This window comes from Mesorhizobium sp. WSM4898, from assembly GCF_029625845.1.
In the GTDB taxonomy this organism is placed as follows: domain Bacteria; phylum Pseudomonadota; class Alphaproteobacteria; order Rhizobiales; family Rhizobiaceae; genus Mesorhizobium.
In genome coordinates, this window is sequence record NZ_JARTVQ010000005.1 from 230274 (window position 1) to 244504 (window position 14231).

The window sequence follows — 14231 nt, forward strand, 5'->3', positions numbered from 1 at the left end:
CTGCATGCGCGCATTTGTTCTGTTTTGAACTACTGGCAAAATGAGCGCTGCCTGCGACATGCATTTGCGCCCCTCGCACCCCGCAGATCAGCCTTCCGGACAAAACCAGGATTGCACGAGACTACTGGTGTTTCCGCAGACCTAGCTTGTTGGTCTCAAACCCCCGACAGCCGTTAAATTCGACGTGAATCCGATTATCCAGCGTGCGTGCCGCTCGCTGGGGCACCGTAGCCCCTGACATACCCCGCAGTTTCAGCGTCGCGATATATGCTCTCGTATTCCGCCAGGGCCTTCTGCCGGATTTCATCCGACGACAAGTCCTGATCCGCGAATCGTCTGATCGAGAAGCCTTCCAAGACCTCTGGTCTCTGCCCGGTAGCCAGCCATGAGGCCAGTTCCTCGCCCAGAGCTGGAGCGCAGGACAGACCCATCACGTTGCAGCCGGTAGCGAAATAGAGACCGCTCGCGTCTGCGACCTCGTCGATCAGGTAACTACCATCTGGCGTCATGGTCGTGACACCTCCGCGCAGTTCGACGACGCTGGCGTCTGCGAGCCCGCGAAACACTGCGCTGACCTTTTGCAGTGCGGTCTCTATCGCCGCACCATCGAGCGGGACATCTTCCGCGCTTTTGGGAACGGCTTTGAATTCGAGCGGATGCGGCTCATACGTCCCAAACATCAAATTGACGCCTTCGGGTCGCGCATAAACCGCGTGGTCCACTATGCGAACAGACGGCAAACCGGGATGAATGCCGGGAACGCCGGAGCGAATTGAATACTGGTGGCGTACGTACAGTGCCGGCAAGATCGCGCCGGTTCGCGCCAGAAGCTCCTTCGTCCAAGGCCCTGCTGTTATCACCACGGCGCCGGCGTCGACCTTGCCAGTTCGCGTCACAACGCCAACGACCTTGCCAGCGTCGATTACGATGTCAGCGACGTCCTCGCCGAACTGGAATTCCACGCCTGCCTTTTTGGCCGCCAAATAGAACGCCGCCAGCATATCGGGTGGGCGGAAATAGAGGTCATTCGGGGCGTGCCAGGCAGCCAAGGCGGCATCGGCATTGGTATGCGGAGCGATCCGTTGCGCATCGTCGAGCGCAATCATCGAAACATCAGCGCCAAGCAGGCTTGCCCGCTCGACTTCACGCTTCAGTTGCGCCGCCGACCAATCGGCAAGCGCATACCGAATGCTGCCAACCTGATGGTATTTGAAAGCAACTCCAGCGCTCTTTTCAAAACCTGTAATGATGTCGATGCTACGGTGCATGAGCTCGCCCATCGCCGGGTCGGTCTGAGCGATGACCGACTGACCCGCCGCTCTCGCCGACGTCTGGGCACCAGGTCCCACGCGATCGACGGCAAGCACCCGCATTCCTCTTATCGCGAGATTGTACGCGACGCTCAATCCAACTGCGCCGCAACCGACAACGAGGACGTCAGGCTTGGGCATCATGACGCCTCGTCTTTCGCCAGCCGACCGGCCTTCAACTCCTCGACCAGAGCGACCAGTGCGCCAAGGTAGCCAAAATGCCTGAACCCCATCACCGTGCCAGTGGCTACCGATGTAAAGACCGAGTCGTGACCGGTTGCGTAGATATTGGCGAAGTGAACTTCCACAAAGGGTTTGCGGGACTGATGTAGCGCCAGCTTCGTGGGCTCGCCAAACGCCCACAACCCGCCCGGGTTGATCAGGAAGGCATCAATGTCGGTCTGCGCCTCGATGAAGTCCACGAGGTCGCCCTCGTGATTCGAGTGATAGGGGACAACCTCGACACCGAGTTTCAGACCGAGATCACGCACGACATCTTCAAGTTCTTGCAGCGAGCCGATCGTTCCGTAGATGTTTTTGTCGCGTCGGCCCAGGCTCGTCATGTTGAGCCCGTTCAGCAAGCCAACCCGGATTGGGTGCGTCAATTGCGGCGAATGCGAAATTTCTTGTGCAGTCATGACTTTGGCCCTCCAATCGGCAATCAAGTATAAAGCGACCGCGGCGCGCCGTGGGAGCGATTGAGAGGACCAGTCCCTTCCGGATGCAGGAAGTCGACATCGTCGAGCGCGAGCACCAGTGCCGTCATAGCGCCGACATAGCTGGAACGCCCAAGCCCAGAAAAGATCGTCAACACGCTCGGAGCGAAAATCGACTGCTGGCGTAGCTCCCCATTGTCGAGATGGACTTCGACGCAGGGCTTCTTCGCATCCTTCAACGTATGGCGAAGCGATTCGCCGACTCTGACGAGCCCGCCCGGATTCACCAGATAGGCGCTTGCCCGATCTCGACTGGAATGGACAAACTCCAGCAATCTGCCTTCGTGATTTGACTGGAAATGCTCAATCTCAATTCCAAGCTGCGACGCCCACTCTTCAAGCGCTTTCTCGAATTCACCCATATCGCCCAGGGTGGCTCGGACGCCAGGGCCGCCGAGTACGACGATATGCCACTTGGTATTGCCCTTTCTGAGATCAGACAATCGCACCTTCATCTCCTTCCGTTAGCTCATCAAGCGCGGTAGCCTTTTTTCCCAGGCGCAGCGTCCGCAAATCGTCTCGATATTAGGCGACACCACCAAAATTGACAAGCCATCTGACATACATTAAGAGTGTCAGACAATATTTTTCGACCTTACTCCTCTGAATGGCATGACAAATGGTGCTCGCGATTTCGACGCAGTGGGAGCCGAATTGAAGGATTTTTTTGCGATAGCCGCTACCTTGGCGCGACGCGCCGCGCAGACTCCGATCGATTGTCAACGGGTTCCGTTCGAGCATCGACCGGTGCGTCGCTTCAAGAATATTCCAGTGCGGCAACGGGGTACCGACGGTCTCAACTGTTTCTATTGGGGCGTAGAGGGAACCTCTCTCGTACTCGTCTATGATGACGAGATCGTCGAATATGAATTCGACGACGCGTCAATGCTGCGCACGCAAGCCCGGCAACTGGAAGCCCTGAAAATTCGCCGCGTTGATTTCGCCGAAGGCCTGGCGAAAATCATCGCAACCCTGGCTGTGCTTGTCGTGTTTCTTCAGTTCATCGTCTGGCTTACCAGCTGACGACACCGACAGCATTCGAGACATTTCCGCCCATGATTTCTCTAAAAGATCCTTCCCTGTTGGGTCCGCACGCTGCCGAGCCCGGTCGACAGGACACGCTCGGAGCATGTTTCGCCGTCAGAGATCCCGCGACCGGAACGGCCATAATGTGTGTCTCCGATTTCAATGTCGCCCGTTCTCGCGAAGCCATCGATATTGCGTATGCCGCTCGCTCGGAATGGGCTGCGAGAACCGCTGACGAACGATGTTCGATCATGCTTCGCTGGTCGCGGCTGATGCTCGAGAACATCGAAGATCTCAGCGTCATCTTGACGTCGGAGATGGGCAAGCCATTGACAGAGGCGCGCGCGGAAATCACCTACGCCGCAAGCTATATCGAGTGGTTTGCCGAAGAGGGACGGCGCGTTTATGGAGACGTCATCCCCGCGCATGGGCAAAGCAAGCGGATTTTCGTTCTCAAGCAACCTGTCGGCGTAGCCGCGCTGATTACGCCTTGGAATTTTCCCTCCGCCATGATCGCTCGCAAGGCGGCGCCTGCGCTGGCCGCGGGTTGCAGCATTGTCGCGCGGCCGTCAGAGCTAACGCCATTGTCAGCGCTTGCAATGGGCGTGCTGGCGGAGCGAGCCGGTATCCCCTCGGAGATCTTTCATATCCTCCCAAGCACCGATGCGGCAGGCATAGGCCTGGAGTTGTGCAGCAATACGAAAGTGCGGAAGCTGTCCTTTACCGGCTCGACCCGCGTTGGCTCCCTGCTGATGCGGCAAGCGGCGGGCGATATCAAAAGGCTGAGTCTCGAATTGGGCGGGAATGCGCCATTCGTCGTCTTTGACGACGCCGATCTCGATAAGGCGGTGGCAGGCGCAATTATCGCCAAGTTTCGCAATGCCGGCCAAACGTGCGTGTGCGCGAATAGAATTTACGTACAGAAAAATGTGCTCGACGCCTTTGCGGACAAGTTGTGCCAGGCGGTTGCCGAATTGAATGTCGGCAATGGCTTGTCCGGAGACACTCAAATCGGCCCCTTGATCAGCCCGCAGGCCCTGGCGAAGGTTGAGGAGCATATCCAAGACGCCATGCAGCACGGTGCGAAGGTCCGGTTGGGAGGCCGCCGCCATGCACGTGGAGGTCAGTTCTTCGAGCCGACCGTGCTGACGGACGTTTCACACGATATGAAGGTCGCCCGAGAGGAAACGTTTGGCCCTGTCGCACCGCTTTTCGCGTTTGACACCGTCGAGGAGGTCATCGACCGGGCCAACGATTCTGAATATGGGCTCGCTGCCTACTTCTATACGCGCGACCTAAGCCGCGCCTGGAAGTTTGCCGAGGCTCTCGAATTCGGAATGGTCGGAATCAATACCGCTGCCATTTCGACCGCCCAAGCCCCATTCGGGGGCGTAAAGCAATCAGGAGTTGGCCGCGAGGGTTCCAGATACGGCATCAACGAGTACCTCGAATTGAAATATCTCTGTTTGGAAACCTAGAAGAGGCCTTTGCCTGGATCGGACTGAAGAATGAAAGACCGCATGCCTCGTGTCGGGTTAATGGTGCCCTCATCGAATACTGTGATGGAGGTCGACTTCAACCGCGAATTGGGCGGCCGATGCAGCGTGCACACGGCTCGCATGTATATGGTCGAGACCACAAGGTCCGCCGAAATTGCCATGGTGGAGACATACGCTCCGGAGGCAGCTCGAGACCTTGGCACCCTCAACCCGGATCTCGTGGTGTTTGGATGCACATCGGCCGGGTCGCTGTTCGGAGCAGCCTATGACGCAGAAGTCTGCGACAAGCTTGGCGGGATCGCCAATGCGCCGGCGCTTGGCGTTCTCACGGCGGTCGGCCAAGAGCTGGATGCAACACCGGGACAACGCCTAGCCGTCATCACGCCCTATGTGGAGGACCTTACAACTTCGGTGGCTCGCGCCGCAGAGTCGGCCAATCGCCGCGTAGTAGCCGCCGCGGGCATGGGGATCAGCGACAATGTCAAGCTTTGTGAGCCGACACCAAAAGAGATCGTCGAATTCACCCGTAAGAATTTGACGGGAGTTGACTTCGATTTGTTGTTGGTATCGTGCACGAATTTTCGCGCCCTGGAGGCCAAACCACTGTTGGAACGCGAATTCAAAGTGCCTGTGGTGACCAGCAACAGTGCAGTGATTGCCTCTATTCGACGGCTGCTCACGATCCATTGAGCCGCCAGATGGCCTCGGTTCCGAGTGGTCTTTGTTGAATCACTCCAATTGTTCGCGCTTGTAGGCCTCATGTGCGGAGGCATAGGCCTGTTCAACGTGATGGATAGCTGCACGCCGAGCAGCCTCGCTGTCGCGGGCTTCAATGCTGTCAAGGATGGATTTCATTTCCTTGAGGCTTACTTTTGCCCTTCCCGGCATGGACATCGACCGGGCGCGCAGGAAATTGACGCGGGCCAGCAAGCCGCCCAGTACTTCCTCTATAATGCTGTTGTTGCAGGACCGGAGGATCTCCGCATAGAAATCGGCCGTCGAATTCACCTCGGCTGCCGCGTCTGCCCCACGTGCCGCCTTCTCGAACACGCTCAGCGCAACGCGCATTTTTTTGATCGACTCGTCCGTTGCATTCTGCGCTGCCAAGGATGCAGCTTCGCCTTCCAGCAACGCACGCACCTTGTAGATTTCCGTAGCCTGATCCCAGGTCAGACGCGGAATGTGCGGGCCTTTGTTGGGGACGATCGCTACAAGACGCTCGGCCTCCAGGCTCCTCAATGCTTCGCGGACGGAAGGTCGACTCACTCCAAGAAGCTCGCAAAGCTCCGCCTCGAGAAGACGGTCACCAGGCTTGAACACTCCGGTTATGATTGCCTGACGCAGCTTTTCGACCGTCACCTGCTGCACCGTTTTGGGCGAGACGCGAAAATCGATGAGAGTCATCCTAAACAGCCTCCGTTGCACGCTGAGCCTTAGCTGATTTGTGTCAGCCTTGCATCAACTAAGATTGACAGAATGTCTGACGATTTGATACTAGGGAAATGACGAATGAAGTTTTTTTGGAGGCATATACCGTGCACAATTTGCGTATCCGCCGGACCTATACGGTTATTGAAGACAAGTTCGAGGAAGCAGGTCAGCCGGCTCCGGCGCCCGTCCGCAAAGTCGCTGTAGTCACGGTGCTGCAGAACCCATACGCTTCGGCGGGATATGTGAAAGATCTTTCGCCCTTGACTGAAGAGAGCGTTGCGCTTGGGCGACGCATGGGGGAAATGGCCTTGGATGCACTCGGCGACTACACCGCTCAGGGATATGGCAAAGGCGGGCTGGTAGGTCTTAATGGCGAACAGGAGCATGCCAACGCGTTGCTCACTACAGTCTTTGCGAACCCGATCCGAGATGCGATCGGCGGGGGAGTTGCGTGGATTTCCTCAATGCAAAAGGTGGTGCCACCAGGAACCACGATCGACATTCCGATGAATCACAAGGACGATGTTTACGTTAGGTCACATTATGACGGGATGACGATTACGCTGCAAGGAACCCCGATGCCTGATGAGATCGCGATCATATTCTGTCTGGTGAGTCATGGGCGTATCAACGCACGCGTCGGCGGTCTTACGCACGAGGAAGTTTCAGCAAGGCGGCAACCCGCCGGCAGCGAGGTCGCCGGAGCGTAGGTGAGTGATGAAAGTCGCGATCGTTAACATCGGGTCGATTTTGACCGGGGACCTGTCGACCCCTTTTGTCGACGGAGACACGATTATCACGGCAGACGGCCTGATAGAAGCAGTAGGCAACATTGGTGCCGCCAATGTCGAACAGTGCGATGTCATAATCGATGCCAATGGGACCATGGCAATACCCGGACTGATCGACTCGCACGTCCACATTACGTTCGGTGACTACACACCCCGCCAAAAGACCGTCGGTTTTCTTGAAAGCTACGTTCACGGCGGGGTAACGACGTCCATCAGCGCGTCCGAAGTTCATGTTCCCGGGCGCCCGAAGGATGTGACCGGTGTGAAAGCGCTCGCGATCGCCGCGGCCAAGTGCTTTCAGCAATACCGGCCGGGCGGTATGAGAGTTCATGCAGGGTCGCTTATCCTCGAGCCCGGGCTCACCGACGCGGACTTTGCCGAGCTCAAAGCGGCCGGAATCTGGATGGTGAAAGCGGGGTTTGGAGCATTCGCAACGCCATATGAGTATGCCCCGCTCGTTGCATTGGCACGACGTCACGGTATGATTTCGATGGTTCATACGGGGGGAGCGTCGATCCCCGGCTCATCTGGGATTTGGGCCGACCATCTGCTTCGCATGCAGCCGGATGTCTCCTACCATGTAAATGGCGGGCCAATCGCAATGCCTGATGAAGATTTTCCCAGGCTGGTCAACGAGTCCGACATGGCGCTGCAGATCTGCACCGCCGGCAATCTTCGCACGACGCTGCTGGTCTCCGAGCTTCTCACTCGCGCAAATCGGCTCGAACGATTGCTGATTGCAACTGATACGCCCACCGGCAGCGGCATCATGCCGCTCGGAATGCTCTACACGATCAGCCATCTCGCTTCCTTAGGAAAGATGGCTCCGGAAATTGCCATCGCCGCGGCATGTGGCAACAACGCCAGGGTGTACCGTCTCAACAGCGGTACGATCGCACACCGCCGTGACGCCGATATCGTACTGATCGATTCTTGCATGGGAGGCTCCAAGTCCGACGCTCTGTCTGCGCTGAGGAACGGGGACATCCCTGCTGTCGGTGCAGTGGTTACCGGTGGAATTCCACGCTTTGTGGGTCGCAGCCGGAACACTCCCGAAACGATGCGGCGCGTTCGTGTGGCTAAGAGCAATGTTATGCAGGATTTTTCCGGCACAGCTCACTGAATGCCAATAGGTCGGTATGTGCCGGTGAAGGCATTTGGATTTTTGCGTACCGCCTCAATCCCAGCGCCCGCAATCTCCGCAGAACTGATCGGATCAGCCAGAGGACAGAATGCTCGTCGGGATCGCCAGGCCAAAAGGCGCTACCGTGCCGGGAGGGTGCAAAAAGACCTTGCACCTTGCCAGTGTTCAAACTCACCTGCTCCAGTTTGGTTCAGATAGGCTTTCATTGCCTCAGCGAGGGCGAAGGCCCCTCGCCAGCCCAGTTTCACGAATTCGGTGACGGCGTCGCGAAAGCCAAGGCGAACGCAATGGATGGACAGATTCGTTGTCGAGCGCAAAATCCTAGGCCGCCGTCCAGCCGGACGTCTTGAGCTATCTCGTCCGTCCACGTCTTTGCCCACTCGCTGAATGAGCTCAACCATCTTCGGCGCGTTCAACGCCGGCGCCTTCCATGTTGGAGGTCCACCTTGACGTAGCGCCATCGATGTAACGGCGCCCTCGAGGGCAGCGTCGCCAGGTCTATGCTGTGTTTCCTTGCCATCGAGCAGGCGACTGCAACCGCGCGCCTATCCTGCCCGGGGGCTTTGCCGCATGGGACCGAGTTGCTTGTCCGACAGCATCGGATACTTCGCAGGTAAAATGCCGATTGCGTCGATATCGTCGAGAAGGCCTTCCCGCGAAGTCGCGCCGGCCGCCAAGTGGGCCTGCCTCCTCGGCGGGCTGAAAGACTAAGACGAAGTGCCGAAGAAGACCTGCTCCCACCAATTCAGGGGAACTGCGGCGGCAAAGCCCATCAAGGCACGAGTATCGTGGCCGCCGGCATGCAGGAATGCCTAGCCGCGCTGATGCGAACGGCACGACTGAGGTATCTGCGATGTCGATTGAAAGCCCAAGCTGACGCCGGTCCGATGCCTCAAGCCCGCCCTCTTTAGCATGTGTTCAAGTCCGCGTTTCGAGTTTGTCGTTCGACAGCTCGGGATTGCGACGCAGGCGGCCTGTCAAGCGCAAGCGCCGAGCAACGTATATGTTGCTCGGCGCGGGCCCTGTCCGATGGGAGGTTTCGAAGGTTAGGGCCGGAAGGGATCAGTTGACTTCTACGTAGCTGTAGTTCCCGTCGCTACCTTTTCCCCAGCGGTAGACGACATAGTCGGCGCGCGTGATGTCACCCTTGGAGTCATAACCAATGTCACCGATTACGGTTTGGAATGGCCCTTTCGAATGGATGGCTTCGGCGACAGCTTGGGGATCCAAGCTATTTGCCGCCTTTGCAGCCTGGGCAATGATTTGGACAGCTGCATAAGTGTAGAGCGTGTATGCCTCAGGTTCAAAGCCGTCGTCCCGGAACTTTTTCACGATGTCCGCGGCCTTGGGGTTCTTGCGAGGATCCGGCGCAAACGTGAACAAGGCTCCTTCCGCCGCATCGCTCGCAACCGCCGCGAACTCAGCTGTGGCGAGATCGTCGCTACCCATCAAGGTTGCCTTGAGGCCCTGGTCAGCCAACTGGCGCGAGATAAGGCCAGCTTCAGCATAATAGCCGGCGTAGTAAATCACTGTGACACCGCGCGCTTTCATCTTGGAAATCAGTGCCGAAAAGTCCTTTTCACCGACGTTGACGGCATCGTACATCACCTCTGTGACGCCACCAGCATTGATTGCCTTCTTGACCTGAGCAGCCATGCCTTGGCCAAAAGCCGACTTGTCATTGATGATCGCGATTTTCCCATCTTTGAAATGGGAGGCGAGATAGTCGCCGGCTACCTTGCCCTGCTGATCGTCACGCCCGCAGGTGCGGAACACATTCCAGAGTCCCCGCTCGGTAAATTCAGGGATCGTGGATGACGGGCTGATCTCCAGAATGCCGTTCTCCGAGTAAACCTCAGAGGCTGGCATCGAAACTCCAGAGTTATAGTGTCCCACGACAAACTTGATGTTGTCGGCGACAAACTTGTTGGCAACTGAGATGCCTTGTTTTGGATCGGAGGCGTCATCGCCGATCTCGAGCGAGATCTTTTCGCCATTTATGCCGCCCGCCGCATTGATGTCGGCAACGGCCCTTTCGGCTCCACGCTTGAGCTGCGCTCCGAAGGCAGCACCTGCCCCAGTAATGGGACCTGCAACACCCATCAAAACGTCTGCGAACGCTTGGCCAGTTAGTGCGACAAGCGCACCGGCTGCGACCGCGGAAAGTAGCATTTTCCTCATTGCATAGTTCCCTCTATTTAAGCCTACCTGCAGGTCGTTGCACCTGCAACGGACCATCCGACCGTTGCCCTCAGCGGGCATACCGTTGACAGATTGAGTTACATTAATAATGTCTGACACTTTGTCAATCAGTGAAATCGACTGCCCGCTCTCAACGAGCTCACTCAAGCGAGTCGGCGTTGCGACGCACAGACGCCTTGCTGAACCTATGGAACTTGCGAAGGCTGGAACTCACATTTGGCGGATACCGCGGTGACTAAATGAATCGGGCGCAGCCGAGCTGAAGGATCGACACGCCAGGGCGTGCGCGGTGTGGATTTGGTGTCAATAATTCCGGAGGCCAAATTGAGTTGAGCGAGTCATCACGGTAAACGCTAAACGAGATTGCCGGCCTTCACTCAAACATCCGAACACATCGACCCTACGCGTCGTTCGTTCTTCTGTTCCCAGGCCAGAAATCTCTATGGGTCAGAACCCGCTCTCTAGAGGTTTCAGACTTCGAAGCGTGAGTCACTTGTCACGCCGATTCGTCCCCGAGCCGGCGTTAATCATGAACGTCAGGTCTTTGGCTTCCAGCTCAATAAGGAAGCTCTTTCATAGAGCCAGTTATACTGTGTGACCATCTGGTTGGTGCGCGTGTATTGATAGCCGAGGAAGCCCAGGATCATCAGCACGATGGTGTCGACGATATAGTAATGCAGCGAGAACATCGTGCCGTCGAACAGGGCATGATGGATGAACCTGATGCCGATGCCGAGGCCCAGCATGTAGAAGAACAGCTGCACATACGTGCTCCAGGTCTGTGCCGCCGCCTTGCCGGTCATCCATGCCGCCCAGCCGCCGAGCAGGCAGGTGACGAACAGGAACTGCCAGACCGAGGCTTCTTCGTAGATGATGCCCATTGGTGAAGACCCCTCTTAGTGATGTCCGCCTTCGAGATAGGCGGCGCGCACTTCCGGATTGGCGAGCAGTTCCTTGCCGGTGCCGCTCATCGTCACATTGCCATTGACCATGACATAGCCGCGCGTGGCGAGCTTGAGCGCGCCGAAGGCATTCTGCTCGACCAGGAACACGGTCAGCCCTTGCGTCTTGTTGAGCTCACGGATGGCGTCGAAGATCTGCTTGACGATCAGCGGCGCAAGACCAAGTGACGGCTCGTCGAGCAGGAGCAGCTTGGGCCGCGCCATCAGCGCGCGTCCGATCGACAGCATCTGCTGCTCGCCGCCCGACAGCGTGCCGCCGCGCTGGCCGATGCGTTCCTTTAGCCGCGGGAACAGCGTGAACACCTTCTCGACGTCCTCGTCATAGTGCTTCAGGTTGTCGAGGCTGGCGCCCATCTGCAGGTTTTCCATCACCGTCATGCGCGGGAAGATGCGGCGTCCCTCCGGCGACTGGGCGATGCGCAGGCGGGCGATCTCATGCGTCGGCAACTGGGTGATGTCGGTTCCGGCGAAGGTGATGGTGCCGGCGCGGGCGCGCGGCGCGCCGAAGATGGTCATCATCAGCGTCGACTTGCCGGCGCCATTGGCGCCGATCAGCGCCACGATCTCACCCTGGTTGACCTGGACGTTGACGCCGTTGAGCGCCCGGATGTTGCCGTAATAGGTCTCGACGCCCTTGATATCGAGCAGCGTTGTGCCGGCCATTATTTGCGCCCTCCGCGTAGCTTGGCCGTCGAGGACGCTGGGGCCGGCTTGCTCTTCGTCGAACTCGTGCGCGCATCGATCTGCGCCGCCTTCGACGCCCCCTTCGACACGGTGACCCGCTCGCCCTCGTCGGCGTGTTCGACGCTGTCGGAAACCGGTCCCGCCATCATCGAAGCGGAATTGCCGGGCCCGTGCGCTGCGTCCGGCCCGGTATCGAGTTGCTCGATGACATCCTCGTCGCCGACTTCGGTCAGCACCTCCTGCACCTCTTCGTCGTCGACGCCGAGATAGGCGGCGATGACGCGCGGATCGGTGCGCACCGATTGCGGATTGCCGTCGGAAATCTTGCGGCCGTATTCGAGCACGACGACATGGTCGGAGATCTGCATCACCACCGACATGTCGTGTTCGATGAGCAGGATCGACGTGCCGGTGTTGTTCTTGATGTCGATCAAGAGTTCGTTGAGCGCCGACGATTCCTTCGGATTGAGGCCGGCGGCAGGCTCGTCCAGGCACAGGAGTTCCGGCCCGGTGCACATGGCGCGCGCGATCTCAAGACGGCGTTGCGCGCCATAGGGCAGGTCCCCGGCCGGATCGTCGGCGCGATGGACGAGGTCCGCCTTCTCCAGCCAATGCCTGGCGAGCTCGATTGATTCCGCTGAAGCCTGGCGATAGCCGGAGAAGCCAAACAGCCCAAGCATCGTATAGCCCGACGCCTTCATAAGCTTGTTGTGCTGCGCGACCAGAAGGTTCTCGAGCAACGTCATGCCCGAGAACAGGCGGATGTTCTGGAAGGTGCGCGCCACCTTGGCGCGTCCCGGTATCTCATGGTTGGGCAGACGCTCAAGCATGAGGCTCGAACCGTCGGCCCGGCTGAGCGTGATCATGCCCACCGACGGTTTGTAAAAGCCGGTGATGCAGTTGAACACGGTGGTCTTGCCTGCGCCGTTGGGGCCGATCAGCGCTGTAATCTCGCGGCGCCTTGCCTGGAAGGACAGATCGCTGATGGCGAGCAGCCCGCCGAACCTCATCGACAGGTGCTCGACGTTGAGTATGATGTCGCTCATGGAAGTGTGTGCACTCGTGTTCATGCTCGTTAGCCGTGACCTTCCTTAGTGAAAGAACCCGACACTGATTTGCGCTCTTTCAGGAACGCGGTGGGCTCCCGGCTGCCGACGAAACCGCGCGGCTTCCAAAGCATGACGACGACCATGGCGATGCCGAACAGCAGCATTCGGTAAAGCTCTGGCGTAAAGTCTGAACCAAAGATCACTTTCAGGAAGCTGAGTTCACGTAAGATTTCGGTGCCGCCAATCATTACGAATGCAGCAACTGCGATACCCCCAAGCGATCCCATGCCCCCAAGGACGACGATCGCGAGCACGATTGCCGACTCCAGATATACGAAGGATTCGGGAGACACGAAGCCCTGGCGAGCTGCGAAGAACGAACCCGCAAAACCTGCGAACATGGCGCCGGTGGCAAAGGCCGTTAGTTTCGTAGTCGTGGTGTTGATGCCAAGAGAACGGCAGGCGATCTCGTCCTCGCGCAGTGCCTCCCACGCGCGGCCGACCGGCAAGCGACGCAGGCGGATGGTGACAAAGGCCGTGAGCAAGCACAGAAGCAGGATCAGATAATAAAGAAAGATTTTATAGTACGCCCCCGATGGAGCCAGGTGCAGCAGCTTACCGATGTAGTTCGCGTCACCAACGTTGAACGTGGCCAAACCGAAGAAGGATACTTTCGGGATGCCGGAGAGTCCGGCGGCTCCGTTGGTGACCTCCCGCCAATTGATTAGCACCAGCCGGATGATCTCTCCAAACGCCAGCGTAACGATGGCAAGATAGTCGCCACGCAGACGCAGCACCGGAAAGCCTAGCATCACGCCCCATGTAGCCGCCATGATTCCAGCACACGGGAGCAGGATCCAGAATGACAGGCCATAATGTGTGCCAAGCAAGGCGTAGGCATAGGCTCCGACAGCGTAGAAAGCGACGTAACCGAGGTCAAGCAAGCCCGCGAGTCCGATGACAATGTTTAAACCCCAACCCAGCATCACATAGATCAATATCTGAATGCCGAAATTGTCGACCCACTTCAAAGAGCCTTGGAAGCCGAAGGCCATTACTGAGACGATCGGAAACAGAAACAGCATGGTGATACCGATCGAACTAGAATTCCGAGCGATGAATCCTGGTACGACGGCTCCGTGCTGCGCACTGCTTGCGACGGCCTTTCGGCGCTCGAGGGCTGGATGAATGAAACCGACATAGACAAAACGGCCAGTCATCACCAGCAATACGATTGCCGCAAGCGCGCCCCATCGCTGGATAAGAACGAGCTCGTTGCGGATGTTCTGGTCAGTTTTTAGTCCAATCAGCAGTACGAACAAGCCGAACGAAATCACGCCGGCATAAAGCGCCTCTCGAAAAGCGCGCTTTAGTGGATGGACGACGATGACGCCGCCTGCGGTGGTAGCAGCCATTG

Annotated in this window: 13 protein-coding genes and 1 pseudogene; 5 read left to right on the forward strand and 9 right to left on the reverse strand. The window is 58.0% G+C overall.

Features of this window, described 5'->3' with window-relative positions; all coding sequences use genetic code 11:
* Positions 1 to 194: 194 nt before the first annotated feature.
* Genes P9228_RS22750 through P9228_RS22760 form a run of 3 tightly spaced genes read right to left on the reverse strand, consistent with a single transcriptional unit; the run spans position 195 to position 2469 of the window.
* Entirely contained in the window at positions 195 to 1454 is a 1260-nt protein-coding gene (locus tag P9228_RS22750; RefSeq protein WP_278055770.1) for an FAD-binding oxidoreductase, read from the reverse strand.
* Positions 1451 to 1948: a type II 3-dehydroquinate dehydratase gene (locus tag P9228_RS22755; protein ID WP_278055771.1), complete on the reverse strand. Its 498-nt coding sequence runs from the start codon at positions 1946 to 1948 to the stop codon at positions 1451 to 1453. The genes P9228_RS22750 and P9228_RS22755 overlap by 4 nt, the downstream gene beginning before the upstream one ends.
* A 23-nt stretch (positions 1949 to 1971) precedes the next feature.
* On the reverse strand, positions 1972 to 2469 hold the full coding sequence (locus P9228_RS22760) for a type II 3-dehydroquinate dehydratase (protein ID WP_278055773.1): 498 nt from the start codon (positions 2467 to 2469) through the stop codon (positions 1972 to 1974).
* A gap of 169 nt (positions 2470 to 2638) precedes the next feature.
* On the opposite strand from P9228_RS22760, the gene P9228_RS22765 reads away from it, so the two are divergent.
* From P9228_RS22765 to P9228_RS22775, 3 genes and pseudogenes are all read left to right on the forward strand, one after another.
* Entirely contained in the window at positions 2639 to 3049 is a 411-nt protein-coding gene (locus tag P9228_RS22765; RefSeq protein ID WP_278055774.1) for a hypothetical protein, read from the forward strand.
* Positions 3050 to 3165: 116 nt separating this feature from the next.
* Positions 3166 to 4530 (forward strand): annotated as a pseudogene (locus P9228_RS22770) (NAD-dependent succinate-semialdehyde dehydrogenase); the annotation flags it as partial.
* 30 nt (positions 4531 to 4560) lie between these two features.
* Entirely contained in the window at positions 4561 to 5241 is a 681-nt protein-coding gene (locus tag P9228_RS22775) for an aspartate/glutamate racemase family protein (protein WP_278055777.1), read from the forward strand.
* A gap of 39 nt (positions 5242 to 5280) precedes the next feature.
* Here P9228_RS22775 and P9228_RS22780 read toward each other — a convergent pair whose 3' ends face one another.
* Positions 5281 to 5955, reverse strand: a complete 675-nt coding sequence (locus tag P9228_RS22780; RefSeq protein ID WP_278055779.1) for a GntR family transcriptional regulator — start codon at positions 5953 to 5955, stop codon at positions 5281 to 5283.
* Between the two features lie 98 nt (positions 5956 to 6053).
* On the opposite strand from P9228_RS22780, the gene P9228_RS22785 reads away from it, so the two are divergent.
* Both P9228_RS22785 and P9228_RS22790 read left to right on the forward strand, forming a co-directional pair.
* Complete coding sequence (locus tag P9228_RS22785; protein WP_278055780.1) at positions 6054 to 6692, forward strand: amino acid synthesis family protein; 639 nt, start codon at positions 6054 to 6056, stop codon at positions 6690 to 6692.
* A 7-nt stretch (positions 6693 to 6699) separates the two neighbouring features.
* A complete protein-coding gene (locus P9228_RS22790) occupies positions 6700 to 7896 on the forward strand; it encodes an amidohydrolase family protein (RefSeq protein ID WP_278055782.1) in 1197 nt (398 codons plus the stop codon).
* Between the two features lie 1083 nt (positions 7897 to 8979).
* Here P9228_RS22790 and P9228_RS22795 read toward each other — a convergent pair.
* From P9228_RS22795 to livM, 5 genes are all read right to left on the reverse strand, one after another.
* Positions 8980 to 10098: a branched-chain amino acid ABC transporter substrate-binding protein gene (locus P9228_RS22795; protein ID WP_278055783.1), complete on the reverse strand. Its 1119-nt coding sequence runs from the start codon at positions 10096 to 10098 to the stop codon at positions 8980 to 8982.
* Positions 10099 to 10655: 557 nt separating this feature from the next.
* A complete protein-coding gene (locus tag P9228_RS22800) occupies positions 10656 to 11000 on the reverse strand; it encodes a DUF6867 family protein (RefSeq protein ID WP_278055784.1) in 345 nt (114 codons plus the stop codon).
* Positions 11001 to 11015: 15 nt separating this feature from the next.
* Positions 11016 to 11744: an ABC transporter ATP-binding protein gene (locus tag P9228_RS22805; protein ID WP_278055785.1), complete on the reverse strand. Its 729-nt coding sequence runs from the start codon at positions 11742 to 11744 to the stop codon at positions 11016 to 11018.
* Entirely contained in the window at positions 11744 to 12811 is a 1068-nt protein-coding gene (locus P9228_RS22810) for an ABC transporter ATP-binding protein (protein ID WP_278055788.1), read from the reverse strand. Before P9228_RS22810 ends, P9228_RS22805 begins: the two co-directional genes overlap by 1 nt.
* 29 nt (positions 12812 to 12840) lie before the next feature.
* Positions 12841 to 14229, reverse strand: a complete 1389-nt coding sequence (gene livM / locus P9228_RS22815; protein WP_278055790.1) for a high-affinity branched-chain amino acid ABC transporter permease LivM — start codon at positions 14227 to 14229, stop codon at positions 12841 to 12843.
* Between the last annotated feature and the right edge of the window lie 2 nt (positions 14230 to 14231).

Excerpts from the sequence above, each read along its gene's own strand:
- P9228_RS22750 (WP_278055770.1), bottom strand. The coding sequence starts at position 1,454 with ATGATGCCCAAGCCTGACGTCCTCGTTGTCGGTTGCGGCGCAGTTGGA.
- P9228_RS22755 (WP_278055771.1), bottom strand. The coding sequence starts at position 1,948 with ATGACTGCACAAGAAATTTCGCATTCGCCGCAATTGACGCACCCAATC.
- P9228_RS22765 (WP_278055774.1), top strand. The coding sequence starts at position 2,639 with ATGACAAATGGTGCTCGCGATTTCGACGCAGTGGGAGCCGAATTGAAG.
- P9228_RS22775 (WP_278055777.1), top strand. The coding sequence starts at position 4,561 with ATGAAAGACCGCATGCCTCGTGTCGGGTTAATGGTGCCCTCATCGAAT.
- P9228_RS22780 (WP_278055779.1), bottom strand. The coding sequence starts at position 5,955 with ATGACTCTCATCGATTTTCGCGTCTCGCCCAAAACGGTGCAGCAGGTG.
- P9228_RS22785 (WP_278055780.1), top strand. The coding sequence starts at position 6,054 with ATGACGAATGAAGTTTTTTTGGAGGCATATACCGTGCACAATTTGCGT.
- P9228_RS22790 (WP_278055782.1), top strand. The coding sequence starts at position 6,700 with ATGAAAGTCGCGATCGTTAACATCGGGTCGATTTTGACCGGGGACCTG.
- P9228_RS22795 (WP_278055783.1), bottom strand. The coding sequence starts at position 10,098 with ATGAGGAAAATGCTACTTTCCGCGGTCGCAGCCGGTGCGCTTGTCGCA.
- P9228_RS22800 (WP_278055784.1), bottom strand. The coding sequence starts at position 11,000 with ATGGGCATCATCTACGAAGAAGCCTCGGTCTGGCAGTTCCTGTTCGTC.
- P9228_RS22805 (WP_278055785.1), bottom strand. The coding sequence starts at position 11,744 with ATGGCCGGCACAACGCTGCTCGATATCAAGGGCGTCGAGACCTATTAC.
- P9228_RS22810 (WP_278055788.1), bottom strand. The coding sequence starts at position 12,811 with ATGAGCGACATCATACTCAACGTCGAGCACCTGTCGATGAGGTTCGGC.
- livM (WP_278055790.1), bottom strand. The coding sequence starts at position 14,229 with ATGGCTGCTACCACCGCAGGCGGCGTCATCGTCGTCCATCCACTAAAG.